The sequence below is a fragment of the Halomonas lysinitropha genome (assembly GCF_902500215.1).
GTDB lineage: Bacteria > Pseudomonadota > Gammaproteobacteria > Pseudomonadales > Halomonadaceae > Halomonas > Halomonas lysinitropha.
In genome coordinates this window covers 53,855-71,280 of record NZ_CABVOU010000039.1, presented here as the reverse complement: position 1 = coordinate 71,280, position 17,426 = coordinate 53,855, and the positions used below count along the sequence as shown (strand labels likewise).

Here is a 17,426-nt window from a genome sequence, read left to right as displayed (position 1 = left end):
TCAAGGAGCAAGCCAAGGGGTTCCTTGGAGCTTGCTTCTTGAAGCTTGTAGCTGGCCGAAGGCCTAACCCGTATTGCGAAGTCCGGCGGCGATTCCCGCCATGGTCACCATCAGCGCCCGGGAAAGGTCCGCGCTGATCGCCCCATCGGCGTCGCGGTTACGCTGCAGTAGCTCCGCCTGCAGACCGTGCAGCGGATCGATGTAGGGATTACGCACCTCGATGGCCTGGCGGATCAGCGGCGTCTTCTCCAGCAGTTCCTGCTGGTCGAGCACTTGCAGCAGCGCCCCCTGGAGTCGACCGAAGCGAGTGCGTAGCCGCTCGCCGAGGGCCTTGAGGGACGGTTCGTCGACCAGCCGGTGTTCGTAGTAGGCGGCGATGCCCACATCGGCCTTGGCCAGCAGCATCTCCAGCATGTCCAGGTATGTACCAAAGAAAGGCCAGTGGTCGCGCATCTCGCGAAGCCTCTCAAGGCCACCCTCCTCCTCCAGCCGCTGGCAGAAAGCCTCGCCACTGCCCAGCCAGGCCGGCAGCATCAGACGTATCTGGGTCCAGGCGAAGATCCAGGGAATCGCCCGCAGGGTCTCGACACCGCCGTCCTGGCGACGCTTGGTGGGTCGCGAACCCAGCGGCAGTCGCCCCAGCGCGCCTTCCGGTGTCACCGACCGAAAATAGGGGACGAAATCGGGGTCCTCCCGCACCACCCCCACATAGGCGCCATGGGCCACCTCGGCCAGACGGTCCATCTCCTCGCGCCATTCTGTCTTGGGCGCCGGCGGCGGCAGCAGGCTTGCCTCGAGGACCGCACAGGCATAGATCTCCATGGAACGCAGGGCGATCTCGGGCTGGCCGAACTTGAAGCGAATCATTTCGCCCTGCTCGGTCACCCGCAGGCTGCCGTTCACCGAGCCCGGCGGCTGGGAGAGGATGGCCGCGTGGGCGGGCCCGCCTCCCCGACCCACGGTGCCACCGCGGCCATGGAAGAGCGTGAGGTCGACGCCGTGACGCTGGCAGACCTCCACCAGCGTCTCCTGGGCCCGGTACTGCGCCCAGGCGGCGGCCAGCTGGCCGGCGTCCTTGGCGGAGTCCGAATAGCCGATCATCACCTCCTGGCTGTCGCCGGCCAGGGCACGATACCCGGGCAGCGCCAGCAGGTGATCGATGACCTCACCGGCATGATCCAGGTCATCGAGGGTCTCGAACAGCGGTGCGATGGGCAGGCTGACCGTGCCCCCCACCTCCTTCATCAGCAGGGCCACGGCGAGCACGTCGGAGGGCTGGGCGGCCATCGAGATGATGTAGGTGCCCAGCGCCTCACGGTGCTCGGAGGCGATGACCCGGAAGGTGTCGATGACCTCACGGGACTCGGCGGAGCACTCCCAGCGCCGCGGGATCAGCGGACGCCGCGAGGCGAGTTCGGTAAGCAGGAATTCCTGGCGCTGCGCCTCGTTCCAGTCGCGGTAGTGGCCGAGCGCCAGGCCCTGAGTAAGCTCCTCCATCACCTGGGCGTGGCGACTGGCCTCCTGGCGCAGATCGAGCTTGGTCAGGGTGACACCGAAGACCGCCACGCGGCGCAGCGTGTCGAGCAGCACGCCGTTGGCGATGGTGTCGAGTCCCACATCACACAGCGAGCGATAGCAGGCCAGTAGCGGGGCATAGAGCTGGTCCCGGGTCTCGATGATGGGGCCGCCTTCGTAGCGCCGCCCGTCGAGCTCGTCCTTGGCCCAGTCCCGCGTTGCCTCGACACGATTCGATAGGCGCTTGAGCAGTTCGCGGTAGGGTTCGGTGACCTCGCCCACCTCGGCCTTGAGTGCGCTGTTGGCCTTCCACATGGAGAGCTCGGCCCTGAGCTGCTCCAGATCGCGCAGGTAGAGGTCCGCCGCCATCCAGCGCCCCAACAGCAGTACCTCGCGGGTCACCTTCGCTGTGACGTTGGGATTGCCGTCACGGTCGCCCCCCATCCAGGAGGCGAAGCGGATCGGTGCGGCATCCAGCGGCAGACGCTCCCCGGCAGTCTCCAGCAGCAGGTTGTCGAGGTCACGATGAAAGTCGGGGACCGCCTGCCACAGAGAGTTCTCGATCACCGCGAAGCCCCATTTGGCCTCGTCCACCGGGGTCGGTCGCTCGTGGCGGATCTCGTCGGTGTGCCAGGCCTGGCTGATCAGTTCCTCCAGCCGGCCCTGGGCACGCGCCACGCGCTCCGGATAGTCGCCGGAAGACTCGATGGCACTGAGACAGTCGTCGATGGCATCATACTTCTGGATCAGGGTACGGCGAATGACCTCGGTGGGATGAGCCGTCAGGACCAGTTCGACGCGCATGCCGGCCAGGGTCTCCACCAGCTTGCGCGGCGAATGACCGGCCCCGCGGGCCCGCTCGAGCAGCTCGGAGAGCACCGGCTGGGAACCGGGCTTGTAATCCTCGACCCGACGGAAGCGCGCTCGATAGTGTTGCTCGGCGATATTGGCCAGGTTGAGAAACTGGTTGAAGGCCCGGGTCACCGGCAGCAGATCTCGGTCGGGCAGCTTGCGAAGGTACTCGATCAGCGCGCGCTGGCTGCCATCCTCGCCATGCCGCCCGTGCTTGGCAAAGCCTCGGATGGTCTCGATTCGATCGACGAAGCCCGGACCCAGATCATCGGCGATGGTGCGGCCCAGGCTGTCGCCCAGGATACGGACATTGTCACGCAGCGATTCGTGCAGATCGTGGCTCATGATCGTGACTCTCCTTGCGGCAATTCCTGGTCGGGAATGTCGAGGTGCTTGGCGGCCTGCCAGTGGCGCTCCATGGTCGCCAGGCCGGCCTCCTGCAGCGGCACCTCGGCGGCGGCCAGGGCCGCCTCGACGTGTCGGAAGCGCCGCTCGAACTTGGCATTGGTGGCACGCAGACACTGCTCGGGATCGGTCTTGAGCGTGCGTGCCAGGTTGGTCACCGCGAACAACAGGTCGCCCACTTCTTCCACCGCGTGCGCCCGATCTCCCGCCAGAAGGGCCTCTTCCACCTCATCCAGCTCCTCGCGGATCTTTTCCAGCACACCGCTGCTATCGGGCCAGTCGAAGCCGACCCGGGCGGCGCGCTTGGAGAGCTTGGCGGCCCGAGAGAGCGCCGGCAGAGTGAGGGGCACGTCATCCAGCACCGACGCCGGAGCACCGTTGCGGGACGTTGCGGAGGTGTCGTTGGCCCGCTCGGCGCGCTCCTCGTCCTTCAGCGATTCCCAACGGGAGTGTACCTGCCGGGTCTCGATCTCCTCGGCGCTCATCCCACGCGGGCGGCGCGAGACCAGGGTGCCGTCGGGGAAGACATGCGGGTGGCGGCGCAGCATTTTGGCAGTGAGGACATGCACTACCTCATGGAAGTCAAAGCGCCCTTCCTCGGCCCCGAACTGGCTGTAATAGACCACCTGAAAAAGCAGGTCACCGAGCTCGCCGGGTAGCTCGTCCCAGGCCCGCCGTTCGATGGCGTCGGCAACCTCGTAGGCCTCCTCCAGGGTATGCGGCACGATGGAATCCCAGTCCTGCTTCACATCCCAGGGGCAGCCCTGCTCGGGATCGCGCAGCACGGCCATCAGCTCGAGCAGGTCGCCGAGGTCATAGCGGGACTCACTCATGTCATTCTCCTCTTGCGCTTGCCAGGCTTGCCCTCTCCGCCCCCGTCGCGCAGACGACGCACCTCGATGACATTGGGCAGCTGCTGAATCCGCGAGAAGAGACGCCCCAGGGTTTCCAGGCCGTCAACCTCGAGCGTGATGGACAGGCGCGCGATGCCGTCAACGGTGTCGGTCAGCGTGTTCACCGAGAGTACGTTGACGTGGTCGTTGCTGAGCACGCCGGTAACGTCGCGCAGCAGGCCCGAGCGGTCCCAGGCCTGGATCTCGATGTCTACCGGATACTGGGTACGGGCTCGCTCGCCCCACTCCACCTCGATGATGCGCTGGGGCTCGTCCAGACGCAGCTGCAGGATATTGGGGCAGTCCTGGCGATGCACAGTGACGCCGCGCCCCTGGGTAATGAAGCCGACGATGGCGTCACCGGGCACCGGATGGCAGCAGTTGGCCATGCTGGTCTTGAGGTTGCCCACCCCGAGCACGGTGATGTCGCTGCCGCTGCCCTTGCCCTGAGCCTTGCGGGGCTTGGCCAGCAGGCGGTCGAGCTGTTCCTGATCATCGCTCTCGCCGAACAGCTGCTGGGCCTGGTGGAGCACCTGGCCGATGCGCAGGTCCCCCGCGCCCAGGGCCGCATACATGTCATCCGGGGTGGGGTAGTTGACCTTGTTGGCCAGGCGGGTCAGGTCCATGTCCTCGACGTCGAGGCGCTTCATCTCGCGCTCGAACAGCGCCCGGCCCTCCTCGAGGTTGCGGTCGCGGGCCTGCAGCTTGAACCAGGCCTGGATCTTGGCCCGCGCCCGGGAGGTGCACACATAGCCCAGGTTGGGATTGAGCCAGTCGCGGCTCGGCCCGCCCTTGCTGGCCGTGAGGATCTCCACCTGCTGGCCGGTCTTGAGCCGGTAGGTAAGCGGCACGATGCGGCCGTTGACCTTGGCCCCCCGGCAGCGGTGGCCCACCTCGGTGTGCACGCGGTAGGCGAAGTCGATCGGTGTGGCGACCCGGGGCAGGTCGATGACGTGGCCGTCCGGGGTGAAGACATAGATGCGGTCCGGGGCCACGTCGCTGGTCAACCCCTCGCGCAGGTCGCCGAAGTCGCCCACCTCCTCGTGCCACTCCAGCACCTGGCGCAGCCAGGCGATCTTCTCCTCGTAGCTGGCGCTTCGCGCGCTGGTATCGTGCCCCTTGTAGCGCCAGTGGGCACAGACCCCGAGCTCGGCCTCCTCGTGCATGGCGAAGGTGCGGATCTGGATCTCGAGCACCTTGTTCTCGGGGCCGAGCACCGCGGTGTGAAGCGACTGGTAGCCGTTCTTCTTGGGGTTGGCGATATAGTCATCGAACTCGTTGGGCACGTGATGCCAGCGCGAATGCACGATACCCAGCACCGTGTAGCAGTCGCTCACCTCGGGAACCAGAATGCGCACCGCCCGGATGTCATGGACCTGGGAGAAGTCGATGCCCTTGCGCTTCATCTTCCGCCAGATCGAGTAGATGTGCTTGGCGCGTCCGTCGACCTGATACCGGATGATGCCCTGGGCCGACATCAGCGACTTGAGGGTCTCCACCACCTCGTTGATGTAACGGTCGCGATCCAGACGCTTCTCGGCGAGTTGCCGGGCGATGGCCTTGTACTCGTCCTCGTGCAGGTAGCGGAAGGAGAGATCCTCGAGCTCCCACTTGAGATGGCCGATCCCCAGGCGATGGGCCAGAGGCGCATAGATGTCGAACACCTCGCGGGCCACCTGCAGGCGCTTCTCGCGAGGCGCATCGCGCACCTGGCGCAAGGCGCAGGTGCGCTCGGCAATCTTGATCAGGGCGACGCGGACATCGTCAATCAGGTTGACCAGCATCTTGCGCAGGTTGTCCTGCTGGTCATGCTGGATCAGGCCCTGGCTGGGCGCCTGAAAGGTGCTGATGGCGGCCATCTGCAGCACGCCGTCGATGAGCCCGGCGACCTCGTGACCAAAGCGCTTATTGACCTCGTCGAGGCCGATCAGCTGCTCGCGCACGGCGCGGTAGAGCACCGCGGCCTCCAGCGCCGTCTGGTCGAGCTTGAGTTCGCTCAGGATATCCGCCATTTCCAGGCCCATGCGAAAGCTCGAGCCATCCTTCAGCCAAGCCTTGTGGGGACGTTCAGCGGACAGTTCCAGTTGCCATGCCAGCTCGCAGACACGGCGCATCTCGTCCACATGGCGCAGATTGACATCGTCCTGCAGACGAGTAAGCCACTGGTCGATATCGATCTTCCCTTCCCGGGTCAGCGGCTGCTCTTCACGCACTTTAACCATCGCTTGACCCTCCTTGGCTCTGTCGCGCCGAGCCGTGATACTCGAACAGCAGCATGGATTCCAGGTGTGAGGTGTGCACGAACATGTCGGCCACGGCCATGCGCCGGATACGATAGCCACCATGCACGAGGTGTGCCGCATCCCGGGCCAGGGTGGCCGGATCACATGAGATGTAGAGCAGTCGAGCCACCGGATGTTCCACCAGTGCCCGGCTCACCGCCTCGGCCCCTTCCCGGGGCGGGTCCAGCACCACCACCGCGGGGGCGACGTCCTGGAGCAGGTCGCGCACGGCCGCCGGTCCGGAGAGGTCTGCCTGGCGCGCCTCGACCTCCAGCCCCCGACCGGAAGCATTGGCACGGGCATTGTCGCCGAGCCGCGCGACCATCGCCGGATTGCCCTCCACCGCCGTCACCCGGGCACCGGCGGCGGCCAGCGGCAGGCTGAAGTTGCCCACGCCGGCGAACAGGTCCAGCACCCGCTCGCCGGCAGCCAGCGGCGCCAGCCAGGAGAGGGCCGTTCTCACCATCAGGTCATTGACCTCGGCATTGGCCTGCAGGAAGTCCCCGGGGGCGAAGCCCAGGGTGAGCGACCCGTCAGGCCCCGACACCCGGCAGCTGAGCGCCGGCGCGGGGGTCAGCCAGGCGAACTCCGCCGCTTCGCGACCCAGCCAGCGGGCCAGGTGTACGCCATGGACGCTGGCGAAGGCCTGCCAGCGCCGGGCATCTCCGGGATGGTCACGCAACTGGCGCACGACCACCACGGCGCCCTGGTCGCTCTCGAGCAGCTCCAGGTGCCCCACCTGGCGTGGTGCCTCGAGCTCTGCCAGCAGCTGGTGCAGTGGCACAAGCAGGGCCTCCAGCGCCGGCACCAGCACGGTGCAGGCATCGATGTCGACCAGGCGGTGGCTATGGCGCGCGCGAAAGCCCAGATGGATGCCCCCGTCGGCGTTCACCTTGACGCCCAGTCGGGCGCGACGACGGTAGTCCTCGCCCGCGCCGGCAAGCAGCTCGGGAGACACGCCGGGCGTGATGCCCTGGCGCCCCAGCAGCTCCTCCAGCACGGCCTGCTTGTGGCGCCGCTGCGCCGGCAGGGTGAGGTGCTGCAGGTCGCAGCCGCCACAACGCTCGAAGTGGGGACAGGGGGGCGCGACGCGCTCCGGCGAGGCCAACAGCAGCTCTCGAACATGGGCCTCGTCGAAGCGCTTGCGGGTACGATGAACGGCAACCTTCACGCGCTCGCCGGGGAGCGCGCCTTCGATGAATACGGTCTTGCCTTGAATCGTGCGTGCCACACCGCGCCCGTCATGGGCCAGCCCCCGGACGTCCAGAATATCCTGCTCTTCGGCAGCGGAGGGCTTACGGTTGTGCTCTTGGCGCCCCTGCAACCCCGAAACACCCGACGGCGCTCGTGTCGGGCGACGCTTGCCCAGCATGGCCATTTCAGGCCTCCGGGGCGAACAGACCGGTGGAGAGATAGCGGTCACCACGGTCACAGACGATGAAGACGATCACCGCATTCTCGACCTCGGCGGCGATACGCAACGCCCCGGCGAGTGCCCCGCCGGACGATACGCCGGACAGGATGCCCTCTTCTCGCGCCAGGCGACGCATGTGTTCCTCCGCCTCCTGCTGGCCGATATCCAGCACCCGATCGACGCGGCGAGCGTCGAAGATACTCGGCAGGTACTCCGCCGGCCAGCGGCGGATCCCGGCAATGCTGGCACCATCCTCGGGCTGCAGGCCGATGATCTGCACCTCGGGGTTGCGCTCCTTGAGGTAACGGGACACCCCCATGATGGTGCCGGTGGTGCCCATCGAACTGATGAAGTGCGTGATGGTGCCGCCTGTCTGCTCCCAGAGTTCCGGCCCGGTAGTGCGATAGTGCGACAGGGGATTGTCCGGGTTGGCGAACTGGTTCAGCGGCTTCCCCTCATGCCGGGCGATCATCGCCTCGGCCACATCGCGGGCCTCTTCCATGCCGCCGTCCTTGCTCACCTCGATCAGCTCGGCGCCGTAGGCGGCCATGGCCTGCTTGCGCTCGGCCGAGGCACTCTCTGGCATGATCAGCACCATGCGATACCCCATGATGGCGGCCGCCATGGCCAGGGCAATTCCGGTGTTGCCGGACGTCGCTTCGACCAGGGTGTCACCGGGGGCAATCTCGCCACGGGCCTCGGCCTGCTCGAGCATGGAGAGCGCCGGACGGTCCTTCACCGATCCCGCCGGATTGTTGCCCTCCAGCTTGGCCAGCAGGGTGTTGCCGCGCCCGGCAGTGATGCGCTTGAGGCGGACCAGCGGTGTATGGCCGACGGTCTCCTCGAGAGTGGGAAAATGCATGTAACCTTCCTGATGGAAACGCCTGTTCGGCATTATATCCCTGCGGCTGCACACTGGACAGGCATCTGCCCGCCCTGTGGCATACTGGAGGCCGATTCACCGCCCGACGAGCCTGCCGATGTCCCTCAAGACCCGACTGATGCTGATGATCTTCGGTCTACCTCTGCTGCTGTTGACCCTGCTGGTCAGCGCGGCCCTGGTGCTCGAGGACCGCCAGCGCTATGCGGCACTTCACGACCAGTTGACGCGAGATGCCGAGCTTGTCGCGCCGGCTCTGGACGCAGCCCTGGCAAGAGGGGACGACCGGTCGCTATCACGCCTGACCGAGGGTCTCCTGGCACTTCCGCATGTTCAGGGGCTGAGCCTGCAAAATGATCAGGGTGAATCCCTCCTGCGGCATGGCCGGCTTGGTGATCTGGCGCCGGCGCCCGACCTCGCCGACTCTCGGCTGCTGGAACGCGAGCGCCAGTGGCTGCTGCAGGTCCCGCTGTCCGATACCACCTCGGCCGCGAGCCGGCTGGTACTCCACGTCGACACCACACCGCTGATGCTCAGCTTCTATCGCTACCTGGCCAGCGCCGGCCTGATCCTGATGCTCGTCGGCCTGCTGCTGTTCCTCGCGGCCTATGTCACCCTGCGGCGCGTTAGCCAGCCACTGGAGGATACTGGCCGCGCCCTGGATCGCCTGGCCCTGGGGGTGGTCCCCGAGCGGCTGACCCTTCCCCCGGCCCCGGAACTGGCAGGATTGGCACGCTGCGTCAATGACCTGGCCGACCACCTCGAGACGGCCCGGGAGGAGATGCAGGCACAGATCGAGCAGGCCACCGACGATCTGAAGGAATCCATGGAGACCATCGAAGTCCAGAACATCGAGCTGGACCTGGCCCACCGTCGGGCCCTGGAGGCCAACCGGGTCAAGTCGGAGTTTCTGGCCAACATGAGCCATGAAATTCGCACCCCCCTCAACGGCATCGTCGGCTTCTGCCGGCTGCTGGGGCGCTCGCGGATGGAACCACGCCAACGCGAGTGGCTGGACCACGTACAAAGGGCCTGCGACAACCTGCTGATGCTGGTCAACGACATCCTGGATTTTTCCAAGCTGGAGGCTGGCCGGGTGGAGCTCGAGACGCTGCCGCTGGACATGGTCAGTCTGGTTGACGAGGTGCTCGGCCTGCAGGCCCCGCTGGCCCATCAGAAGGAGCTGCAGCTGCTCGGCCTGGTCTACGATGACGTGCCGGCTGACCTCAAGGGGGACCCGCTCCGGACCCGCCAGGTCATCACCAATCTGGTCAACAACGCTCTCAAGTTTACCGACCAGGGCGAGGTGACCGTGCGTGTCATGCTGGAACAGACCGGTGGCGGCCGGGTGGTCCTGCGCGTCAGCGTCAGCGACACCGGCATCGGTTTGACCGACGAGGCCCGAGAGCGCCTATTCCAGGCCTTCCATCAGGCCGACATCAGCCACCCGAGAGAATTCGGTGGCACCGGCCTGGGGCTGGCCATCTGCCGGCAGCTGGTCGAGCAGATGGGCGGGGAGATCGACGTCGAGAGCGAGCCCGGCCAGGGCTCGACCTTCTCCTTCACCCTGCCGCTATTGGGTAGCACGGAGTCCGAACGCACCCCGGAGCTCAGCCTGGACGGTGAAAGCATCTTGCTCGAGGAACCCCACCCTCCCACGCGCCGCGCCCTGCGCCATCTGATGACCCGCTGGGGTGCCCGAGTCATCACACAGGAAACGGCCGGCACCGAGCCCGCCACCTCACTGGTCGTGGCGGGGCTGGGCAACGGGGACCTCGACGAGTCACACCTGGCGGCGTGGCGGCGACGCCTGGACGGCCTGGGCTGCCCCGCCCTGCTGCTGGTCAACGCCAGTCCCCCCGACCTCCCGGCTCTGCCCCTGCCTCATGGTGGCGAAGTCCTTGCCAAGCCGGTTTCCCGCTCGGCCCTGGCCGATGCGGTGGTCCGCCATCTGAGAGGGTCGGCTCGGACCCTGCCGCCGGCCACGCAGCGCCGGCCGCCAGCATCGCCGGTTCGTCTGCTGATCGTTGATGACACCGAGTCCAACAGGCGGCTGCTGGATGAGCTGCTGGCCGGACCCGGCTTCACGATCACCCAAGCGGCAAGCGGGGAAGAAGCCCTGGCGCTCGCCCATGAACGCGACTTCGACCTGGTGCTGATGGACATTCGCATGCCGGGCATGGATGGCGTGGAGACGACTCGGGCACTGAGACGGCTCGGTGGCAACTGGAAGCGGGTGCCGATCATCGCCGTTACCGCCCATGTACAGGGCGAACAGCACCAGGACCTACGCGAGGCTGGACTCGATGATACGCTGATCAAGCCGCTGCAACCGCGTCGCCTCGACCAGCTGCTGGAAGAGCACCTGGGCATCATGCTGCCGTCGCGACCCACGATGAGCGAGCCGTTTGCCGGGGGTGAGATGTCAGGGGAGGAGGACCAGGAACTGGCGGTGATCGACCTGGAGCTGGGCGCCCGCCTGGCCGGTGGACGCGAGACCCTCGCCCGGGAGCTGCTGGAGACACTGGCCGACTCTCTGCAAGACAGCGAGGGAGCCATCCGTGACGCCGTCGACCATGCCGACGAGGAGGCCCTGCTCGACGCCCTGCATGCCTTGAATGGCGCCTGCCGCTATTGCGGTACACCGCGCCTGGGGCTGCTGGCGGAAACCCTGGAGACCCGCCTGCGCTCGCGAGGCATGACCGCCGTTTTGCCCCTGCTGTCCGACCTCTACGCCGCCATGGCCGAGCTGCGTGCCTGGCAGGCGAATCAGCCCTCGAGCACCACGAAGGCGACGGTCAGGGCCTCTTCGTCGGAGAGTGACAGGTGAACCGATCTGACGCCGGCCGCCTCGGCCATTTCGAGCGCCTTGCCGGAGAGCACCAGTGACGGCCGCCCCAGCGCGTCGTTGACCACCTGGATCTCGGTCCAGCGCATGCCTCGACGCAGCCCGGTACCCAGCGCCTTGACGAAGGCCTCCTTGGCGGCGAACCGCTTGGCCAGGAAGGCCGCAGGCTGGCCATGGTCACGGTAGTATTCCTGCTCCCGTTCGCCGAGCAGACGCAGCGCAAAGCGCTGGCCGTGGCGAGCCATGGCTCGCTCGAAACGGGCTATCCGGGTGATATCGGTGCCGATCCCGATGATCATCGGCAGCCGTCCGCCTCCGCATCGTGGTCGTGGTTGTGCTCGTCGAGCGAGGCAACGAAACCCGCCTCCTGGCCGGCGATGGCCAGTCGCTTCATCTCGGCCACGGCCTCCTTGAGACCCACGAAGCATGCCCGAGCAATGATCGCATGGCCGATGTTGAGTTCGTGGATGCCCGGCAGCGCGGCGATGGCCTCGACATTATGATAATTGAGGCCATGGCCGGCGTTGACCGTGAGCCCCAGCTCGAGGGCCATCTCGACGGCGGCCGATAACCGGGCATGCTCACGGCGAGCGGCCTCGCCCGCGACCTCGGCATAGGCGCCGGTATGCAACTCGATCACCGGCGCACCGGCCCGGGTCGCCGCCTCGATCTGGTCGGGCTCGGGGTCGATGAACAGCGACACCTCGCAGCCGGCCGCGGCAAGGCGTCGGCAGGCTACGGAAACGGCCTCGAATCCCCCGGCCACGTCGAGCCCGCCCTCGGTGGTCAGCTCCTCGCGCTTCTCGGGGACCAGGCAGACATGGGCCGGACGCAGCGTCTCTGCCAGGCACAGCATCTCCTCGGTAACCGCCATCTCCAGGTTCATGCGCGTGTTGAGCACATCAACCAGCAGGCGCACATCGCGCTCCTGGATATGGCGACGATCCTCGCGCAGATGCACGGTGATGCCGTCGGCACCGGCCTCCTCGGCCAGCAAGGCTGCCTGGACCGGATCCGGATAGCGGGTGCCACGCGCCTGGCGCAGGGTGGCAATATGGTCGATGTTGACGCCGAGCAGGATACGCGGGGGGTGCATGGGAGTCTCCGGAGTCGATGGATAAAGTGGCAAGTGGCAAGTGGCAAGTGGCAAGGAGTCAAGGGTAAAGCGATAAGCTGGAAGCTGGAAGCTGGAAGCTGGAAGCTGGAAGCTGGAAGCCAGCATGTTGCCACCGACACTCGGGACAAGGCGTTATTTCAGACCCAGCCAGCGACGGGGGTGTTGTTCCAGCGGCGGGGGAAGCGCGACTCTTAGGGCTTAAAGCTTATGGCTTACAGCTCCGGGCGGAGCCCGGCCCGCCGGCGCTGGGCAAGCTGGCGCATCAACTCGCGGGAGCGCAGGGGGCGACTGCCGAGCAGCGGGGCCAGCGCCGCCCGGGTGACCGCCTTGGCGGGGCCGGCCAACCCGGGTGCGGACCAGTCGCCGCGAGCCAGCAGCCGCAGAGTGCGCCCATCGATTCCGGCCTCGCCGGCCACGAAGGCCCGTGAGACCGGGTCGAGGACATAGCGTCCCTGGGGGTCCAGCTCGCCCCCCTCGGGGTCGGTGAAACGTGGCCAGGCGTCCAGTGCCTCGAGCGCCGCCAGCTCGAGCCGGCGCAGGGCACCGGCACGCCCCTCGGGGCGTGGCAGCACCTCGAGCATCGCGGTGTAGAAGGCAAAGACCTCGGCAACCGGCAGCTCCACGGGCAGCACCCGCGTCAACAGTTCGTTGGCATAGAGGCCACACAGCAACCCCTCGCCAGCGAGCAAGGCGGCACTGCCGTGCCCCTCCATCAAGCGCAGGCGCTTGAGCTCGCCCTCCCCCACCCAGGTGACGTGCAGCGGCGCGAAGGGCTGCAGCCGAGCCCGCGAACGCGACCCGGGGCGCTGTACGCCCTGGGCCACGGCCCGGACGCGCCCATGATGGAGGGTCAGCAACTCCACCAGGGCACTGGTCTCACGGTAAGGCCGCTTGTGCAAGAGGAAGGCGGGTTCGGGTTGCATTTAATCCAGGTCGTAGCCCAGGCTCTTCAGCGCCCGCTCGTCGTCGGACCAGCCGCGCTTGACCTTGACCCAGAGGTTGAGCATCACCTTGGCCCCCAGCACCCGCTCCATGTCGAGGCGCGCCTCGCGACCGATGTTCTTGATGCGCTCACCGTTCTCGCCGATCAGGATCTTCTTCTGGCCGGCCCGTTCGACCAGGATCAGGGCGCTGATGTGCACCACGCGTCCCTCGTCGCGGAACTCCTCGATCTCCACCGTCATCTGGTAGGGCAGCTCGTCGCCGAGCTGACGCATCACCTTCTCGCGAACCAGCTCGGCGGCCAGGAAGCGCTGGCTCTTGTCGGTGATCTGGTCCTCCGGAAAGAAGTGCACGCTCTGGGGGAGGTGCTTGGCGACCTCGGCCTCGAGCTCGGGCACGTTGGTACCATGCTTGGCGGAGATCGGCACAATAGCGGCGAAGTCGCGGCGCGCGCCGACCTGCTCCAGCCAGGGCAGCAGGCTGGCCTTGTCCTGCAGGCGGTCGACCTTGTTGACCGCCAGGATCACCGGCGCGGGGACGTGCTCGAGGCGCTGCAGCACCACCTGATCCTCGTCGCTCCAGCGCGTGCGGTCGATGATGAAGACCACGCAGTCCACATCGCGCAGGGCCTGAACGGCGGCCTGGTTCATGAAGCGGTTGATCGCCTTGTTGCGATCCTTGGCCATGATATGAATGCCCGGGGTATCGACATAGATGAACTGGGCCTCGCCCTCGGTCTTGATGCCATTCACCTGGTGACGGGTCGTCTGGGGGCGCCGCGAGGTGATCGACACCTTCTGGCCGAGAATCCGGTTCATCAGCGTCGACTTGCCGACATTGGGACGGCCGACGATAGCCACGAAACCGCAGGTGGTGGTCATGAGCGGCCCCCCGTACTGTTGGACTTGGGCGGTTCGAGACGTGACAGAGCCTGAGCGGCGGCCTGCTGCTCGGCATGGCGACGGCTCGAGCCGATGCCGAGGGTGTGATCCTCGAGCACCTCGACATGACACTCGACGGTGAAGGTCTGGGCATGGGCCTCTCCCTCTACCATGGTCACCTCATAACGCGGCAAGGCGACCTGACGAGACTGCAGGAACTCCTGCAGGCGGGTCTTGGGGTCCTTCTGGGTATCGTCGAGACTGATGGCTTCCAGGCGCTCGGCGTACCAGGAGAGCACCCGTGCCCGGGCGACCTCCATGCCGGCATCCAGATAGATCGCCCCGAGCACCGCCTCGACGGCATCGGCGAGGATCGAGTCACGACGGTGTCCCCCGCTCTTCATCTCACCCGAGCCCAGCCGCAGGCAGTCGCCGAACGCCATCTCCCTGGCCAGTTCGGCCAGTGTCGGACCCTTGACCAGACGCGCACGCAGCCGCGACAGTTGACCTTCCCGGGCCTGGGGAAAGCGCTGGAAGAGCGCCTCGGCGATGATGAAATTGACGATGGAATCACCGAGAAATTCGAGGCGTTCATTGTTCTGGCCGCCGTAACTGCGATGGGTCATGGCCAGCTCAAGCAGACCGGGGTCGGCGAACGTATGACCAATGCGGCGGCTGAAGGCGTTGAGGGAGTTGCTCACGAAGCTCCTGAATCATCGATGACAGACATGAGTATTGTATCGGCAAGCGCCGCGTCCTACTCGATACGGCGCATGCTGGTGAAGCTCGGCAGACCACCGTCCCAGTGCATCCAGACGGCAAAGGCGCGCCCGACGATATTCTCCTCCGGCACGAAGCCCCAGTAGCGGCTGTCGTTGGAGTGATCCCGGTTGTCGCCCAGGGTGAAGTAGTGCCCCTGGGGCACCTCCAGCTCGCGCACCTGGGGACCAGGATCCCGAGGATTATTGTAGATACGGTGCTCGAGCTCGCCCAGTTGCTCGGCCAGCAACAGCTCGTTGGGCGCCTTGAGGGGGCCGGCTTCCAGCAACCGCTTGGGCACCGCCTCGCCGTTGATGTAGAGCTGCTTGTCCTCGTAGCGGATCCGGTCACCCGGCAGACCCACGACCCGTTTGATGAAGTTCACGGAGGGCTCATCAGGAAAGCGGAACACCATGACGTCACCACGTTCGGGCTCGTCGAGATCCACGATCTCGGTATTCACTACCGGCAAACGCAGGCCATAGGCAAACTTGTTGACCAGGATAAAGTCACCGACTTCCAGGGTCGGTCGCATCGAGCCGGACGGGATCTGGAAAGGCTCGACCACAAAGCTGCGCAGCACCAGCACCACCAGCAGCACCGGGAAGAAGGAGCGCGCATAGTCCACCGGCCAAGGCTCCTTGAGCGCCTTCTCGCGGGCTCGTTCATTGAGCCCCTCGGTAGTACCGGCCTCGGCCGTGGCCAGGCGCCGCCGGCGGGCAGGAAGCCACCAGAGCCGATCAAGCAGCCAGATCACTCCGGTGACGGCCACTGCCACCACCAGCATAAGAGAGAAGTCCATGCGGTTATCCGTTCCTAGTCATTGACCCTGAGCACGGCAAGGAAGGCGTCCTGAGGGATTTCCACCCGACCGACCTGCTTCATGCGTTTCTTGCCCGCCTTCTGCTTCTCGAGCAGCTTCTTCTTGCGGCTGGCGTCGCCACCATAGCACTTGGCGGTGACGTTCTTGCGCAACGCCTTCACGGTAGAGCGCGCCACCACCTGGCCACCAATGGCGGCCTGGATGGCCACATCGAACATCTGCCGCGGGATCAGTTCCTTCATCTTTTCGACCAACAGGCGGCCGCGACTGTGGGCATGATCGCGATGGATGATCACGGCCAGGGCATCGACCCGGTCGCCATTGATGAGCACATCCAGGCGCACCAGCTTGGCCACCTGGAAGCGCTCGAAATTGTACTCGAGCGATGCATACCCCTTGGAGATGGACTTCAGGCGATCGAAGAAGTCCATCACCACCTCGCTCATCGGCAACTCATAGGTCAGCTGGATCTGGCTGCCGAGGAACTGCATGTCGAGTTGAGTGCCGCGGCGCTGCTCACACTCGGTGATGACATTGCCGACGAAGTCCTGGGGCACCAGGATGCTGGCGCGCACGATAGGCTCGCGCATCTCTTCCACATCGGCCATGTCGGGCAGCTTGGAGGGGTTGGCGACGTAGCTGATCTCGTTATTCTTGAGCAACAACTCATATACCACGGTGGGCGCCGTGGTCAGCAGGTCCAGGTCATACTCGCGCTCGAGACGCTCCTGGACGATCTCCATGTGCAGGGTGCCGAGAAAGCCGACACGAAAACCAAAGCCCAGGGCGTCGGAGTTTTCCGGCTCGTAATCCAGCGAGGCATCGTTGAGCGCCAGCTTTTCCAGGGCGTCACGAAAATCTTCGTAGTCGTCGGCACTGACCGGGAACATGCCGGCGTAGACCTGTGGCTTGACCTTCTGGAAGCCGGGCAGGCGCGCGACGTCCGGCGTCTTGGTATGGGTAATGGTATCCCCCACCGGGGCGCCATGGATCTCCTTGATGCCGGCCACGATGAAGCCCACCTCGCCGGCACGCAGGATGCCGGTCTCGTGGCGCAGCGGGGTGAAGATTCCCACCTCGTTAGCCTGCCAGTCACGCCCGGTGGACTTGATGCGGATCTTCTCGCCCTTTTTCAGGGTGCCGTCGAAGATCCGCACCAGCGATACCACGCCAAGATAGTTGTCGAACCAGGAGTCGATGATCAACGCCTGGAGGGGAGCCTTGGGGTCCCCCTTGGGCGGCGGAATATCGCGCACCAGGCGCTCGAGCAATGCGTCAATGCCCAGCCCGCTCTTGGCCGAGACCTGGCAAGCATCGGTGGCGTCCAGGCCAATGATCTCCTCGATCTCGTGGGCGACCTTGTCCGGGTCGGCCTGGGGCAAATCCATCTTGTTGAGGACCGGCAGCACCTCGAGACCTTGCTCGATGGCCGTGTAGCAGTTGGCGACCGACTGGGCCTCGACGCCCTGGCCGGCATCGACCACCAGCAGCGCACCTTCACAGGCATACAGCGAACGCGACACTTCATAGGAGAAGTCCACATGCCCGGGCGTATCGATGAAGTTCAGCTGGTAGATGTTGCCGTCCTGGGCGTGATAATCCAGGGTCACCGACTGTGCCTTGATGGTGATGCCACGCTCGCGCTCGAGGTCCATGGAGTCGAGCACCTGCTCCTTGAGCTCACGCTCGGTCAGCCCACCGCAGGTCTGGATCAGGCGATCGGCCAGGGTCGACTTGCCGTGGTCGATGTGGGCGATGATCGAGAAATTTCGTATCTTACTGATATCTTTGCGGTTTTCGCTATTATCCATGCAT

13 protein-coding genes are annotated in these 17,426 nt (G+C 65.8%); 1 reads left to right on the top strand and 12 read right to left on the bottom strand.

Features of this window, described 5'->3' with window-relative positions; translation table 11 throughout:
- Nucleotides 1-63: 63 nt before the first annotated feature.
- The 5 genes from ppc to cysM are packed head-to-tail and all read right to left on the bottom strand — an operon-like array spanning nt 64 to nt 8,223.
- Nucleotides 64-2,712, bottom strand: coding sequence for a phosphoenolpyruvate carboxylase (gene ppc / locus HALO32_RS11920; RefSeq protein WP_151444097.1), 2,649 nt, complete (start codon nt 2,710-2,712; stop codon nt 64-66).
- Nucleotides 2,709-3,605: a nucleoside triphosphate pyrophosphohydrolase gene (gene mazG, locus HALO32_RS11915; protein ID WP_151444096.1), complete on the bottom strand. Its 897-nt coding sequence runs from the start codon at nt 3,603-3,605 to the stop codon at nt 2,709-2,711. Before mazG ends, ppc begins: the two co-directional genes overlap by 4 nt.
- The gene (gene relA, locus HALO32_RS11910) at nt 3,602-5,887 is read right to left on the bottom strand and encodes a GTP diphosphokinase (protein WP_151444095.1); all 2,286 of its coding nucleotides are present in this window, start codon (nt 5,885-5,887) and stop codon (nt 3,602-3,604) included. Before relA ends, mazG begins: the two co-directional genes overlap by 4 nt.
- Nucleotides 5,880-7,325: a TRAM domain-containing protein gene (locus tag HALO32_RS11905; protein WP_151444094.1), complete on the bottom strand. Its 1,446-nt coding sequence runs from the start codon at nt 7,323-7,325 to the stop codon at nt 5,880-5,882. The genes relA and HALO32_RS11905 overlap by 8 nt, the downstream gene beginning before the upstream one ends.
- A 1-nt stretch (nt 7,326) precedes the next feature.
- Complete coding sequence (cysM, locus tag HALO32_RS11900; RefSeq protein WP_151444093.1) at nt 7,327-8,223, bottom strand: cysteine synthase CysM; 897 nt, start codon at nt 8,221-8,223, stop codon at nt 7,327-7,329.
- 118 nt (nt 8,224-8,341) lie between these two features.
- Here cysM and HALO32_RS11895 point away from each other — a divergent pair, with 118 nt between their 5' ends.
- Nucleotides 8,342-11,071, top strand: coding sequence for an ATP-binding protein (locus tag HALO32_RS11895; RefSeq protein WP_151444092.1), 2,730 nt, complete (start codon nt 8,342-8,344; stop codon nt 11,069-11,071).
- On the opposite strand, the gene acpS is transcribed toward HALO32_RS11895, so the two are convergent.
- The 7 genes from acpS to lepA form a co-directional block, all read right to left on the bottom strand.
- On the bottom strand, nt 11,011-11,388 hold the full coding sequence (gene acpS / locus HALO32_RS11890) for a holo-ACP synthase (protein ID WP_151444091.1): 378 nt from the start codon (nt 11,386-11,388) through the stop codon (nt 11,011-11,013). The two genes, HALO32_RS11895 and acpS, sit on opposite strands and share 61 nt — an antisense overlap.
- Nucleotides 11,385-12,185 carry a pyridoxine 5'-phosphate synthase gene (pdxJ, locus tag HALO32_RS11885; protein ID WP_151444090.1) on the bottom strand — a complete coding sequence of 267 codons (801 nt, stop codon included), beginning with the start codon at nt 12,183-12,185 and terminating at the stop codon, nt 11,385-11,387. The genes acpS and pdxJ overlap by 4 nt, the downstream gene beginning before the upstream one ends.
- Before the next feature lie 233 nt (nt 12,186-12,418).
- Complete coding sequence (gene recO, locus HALO32_RS11880; RefSeq protein WP_151444089.1) at nt 12,419-13,129, bottom strand: DNA repair protein RecO; 711 nt, start codon at nt 13,127-13,129, stop codon at nt 12,419-12,421.
- A complete protein-coding gene (era, locus tag HALO32_RS11875) occupies nt 13,130-14,029 on the bottom strand; it encodes a GTPase Era (RefSeq protein ID WP_151444088.1) in 900 nt (299 codons plus the stop codon).
- Complete coding sequence (gene rnc, locus HALO32_RS11870) at nt 14,026-14,730, bottom strand: ribonuclease III (protein WP_151444087.1); 705 nt, start codon at nt 14,728-14,730, stop codon at nt 14,026-14,028. Before rnc ends, era begins: the two co-directional genes overlap by 4 nt.
- A 56-nt stretch (nt 14,731-14,786) precedes the next feature.
- Nucleotides 14,787-15,590 carry a signal peptidase I gene (lepB, locus tag HALO32_RS11865; protein WP_151444086.1) on the bottom strand — a complete coding sequence of 268 codons (804 nt, stop codon included), beginning with the start codon at nt 15,588-15,590 and terminating at the stop codon, nt 14,787-14,789.
- A 14-nt stretch (nt 15,591-15,604) separates the two neighbouring features.
- The gene (gene lepA / locus HALO32_RS11860; protein WP_151444085.1) at nt 15,605-17,422 is read right to left on the bottom strand and encodes a translation elongation factor 4; all 1,818 of its coding nucleotides are present in this window, start codon (nt 17,420-17,422) and stop codon (nt 15,605-15,607) included.
- Nucleotides 17,423-17,426 lie beyond the last annotated feature (4 nt).

Coding starts and splice junctions, on each gene's coding strand:
- cysM (WP_151444093.1), bottom strand. CDS start 8,223: ATGCATTTTCCCACTCTCGAGGAGACCGTCGGCCATACACCGCTGGTC.
- HALO32_RS11905 (WP_151444094.1), bottom strand. CDS start 7,325: ATGGCCATGCTGGGCAAGCGTCGCCCGACACGAGCGCCGTCGGGTGTT.
- acpS (WP_151444091.1), bottom strand. CDS start 11,388: ATGATCATCGGGATCGGCACCGATATCACCCGGATAGCCCGTTTCGAG.
- pdxJ (WP_151444090.1), bottom strand. CDS start 12,185: ATGCACCCCCCGCGTATCCTGCTCGGCGTCAACATCGACCATATTGCC.
- HALO32_RS11895 (WP_151444092.1), top strand. CDS start 8,342: ATGTCCCTCAAGACCCGACTGATGCTGATGATCTTCGGTCTACCTCTG.
- ppc (WP_151444097.1), bottom strand. CDS start 2,712: ATGAGCCACGATCTGCACGAATCGCTGCGTGACAATGTCCGTATCCTG.
- recO (WP_151444089.1), bottom strand. CDS start 13,129: ATGCAACCCGAACCCGCCTTCCTCTTGCACAAGCGGCCTTACCGTGAG.
- mazG (WP_151444096.1), bottom strand. CDS start 3,605: ATGAGTGAGTCCCGCTATGACCTCGGCGACCTGCTCGAGCTGATGGCC.
- lepB (WP_151444086.1), bottom strand. CDS start 15,590: ATGGACTTCTCTCTTATGCTGGTGGTGGCAGTGGCCGTCACCGGAGTG.
- era (WP_151444088.1), bottom strand. CDS start 14,029: ATGACCACCACCTGCGGTTTCGTGGCTATCGTCGGCCGTCCCAATGTC.
- lepA (WP_151444085.1), bottom strand. CDS start 17,422: ATGGATAATAGCGAAAACCGCAAAGATATCAGTAAGATACGAAATTTC.
- relA (WP_151444095.1), bottom strand. CDS start 5,887: ATGGTTAAAGTGCGTGAAGAGCAGCCGCTGACCCGGGAAGGGAAGATC.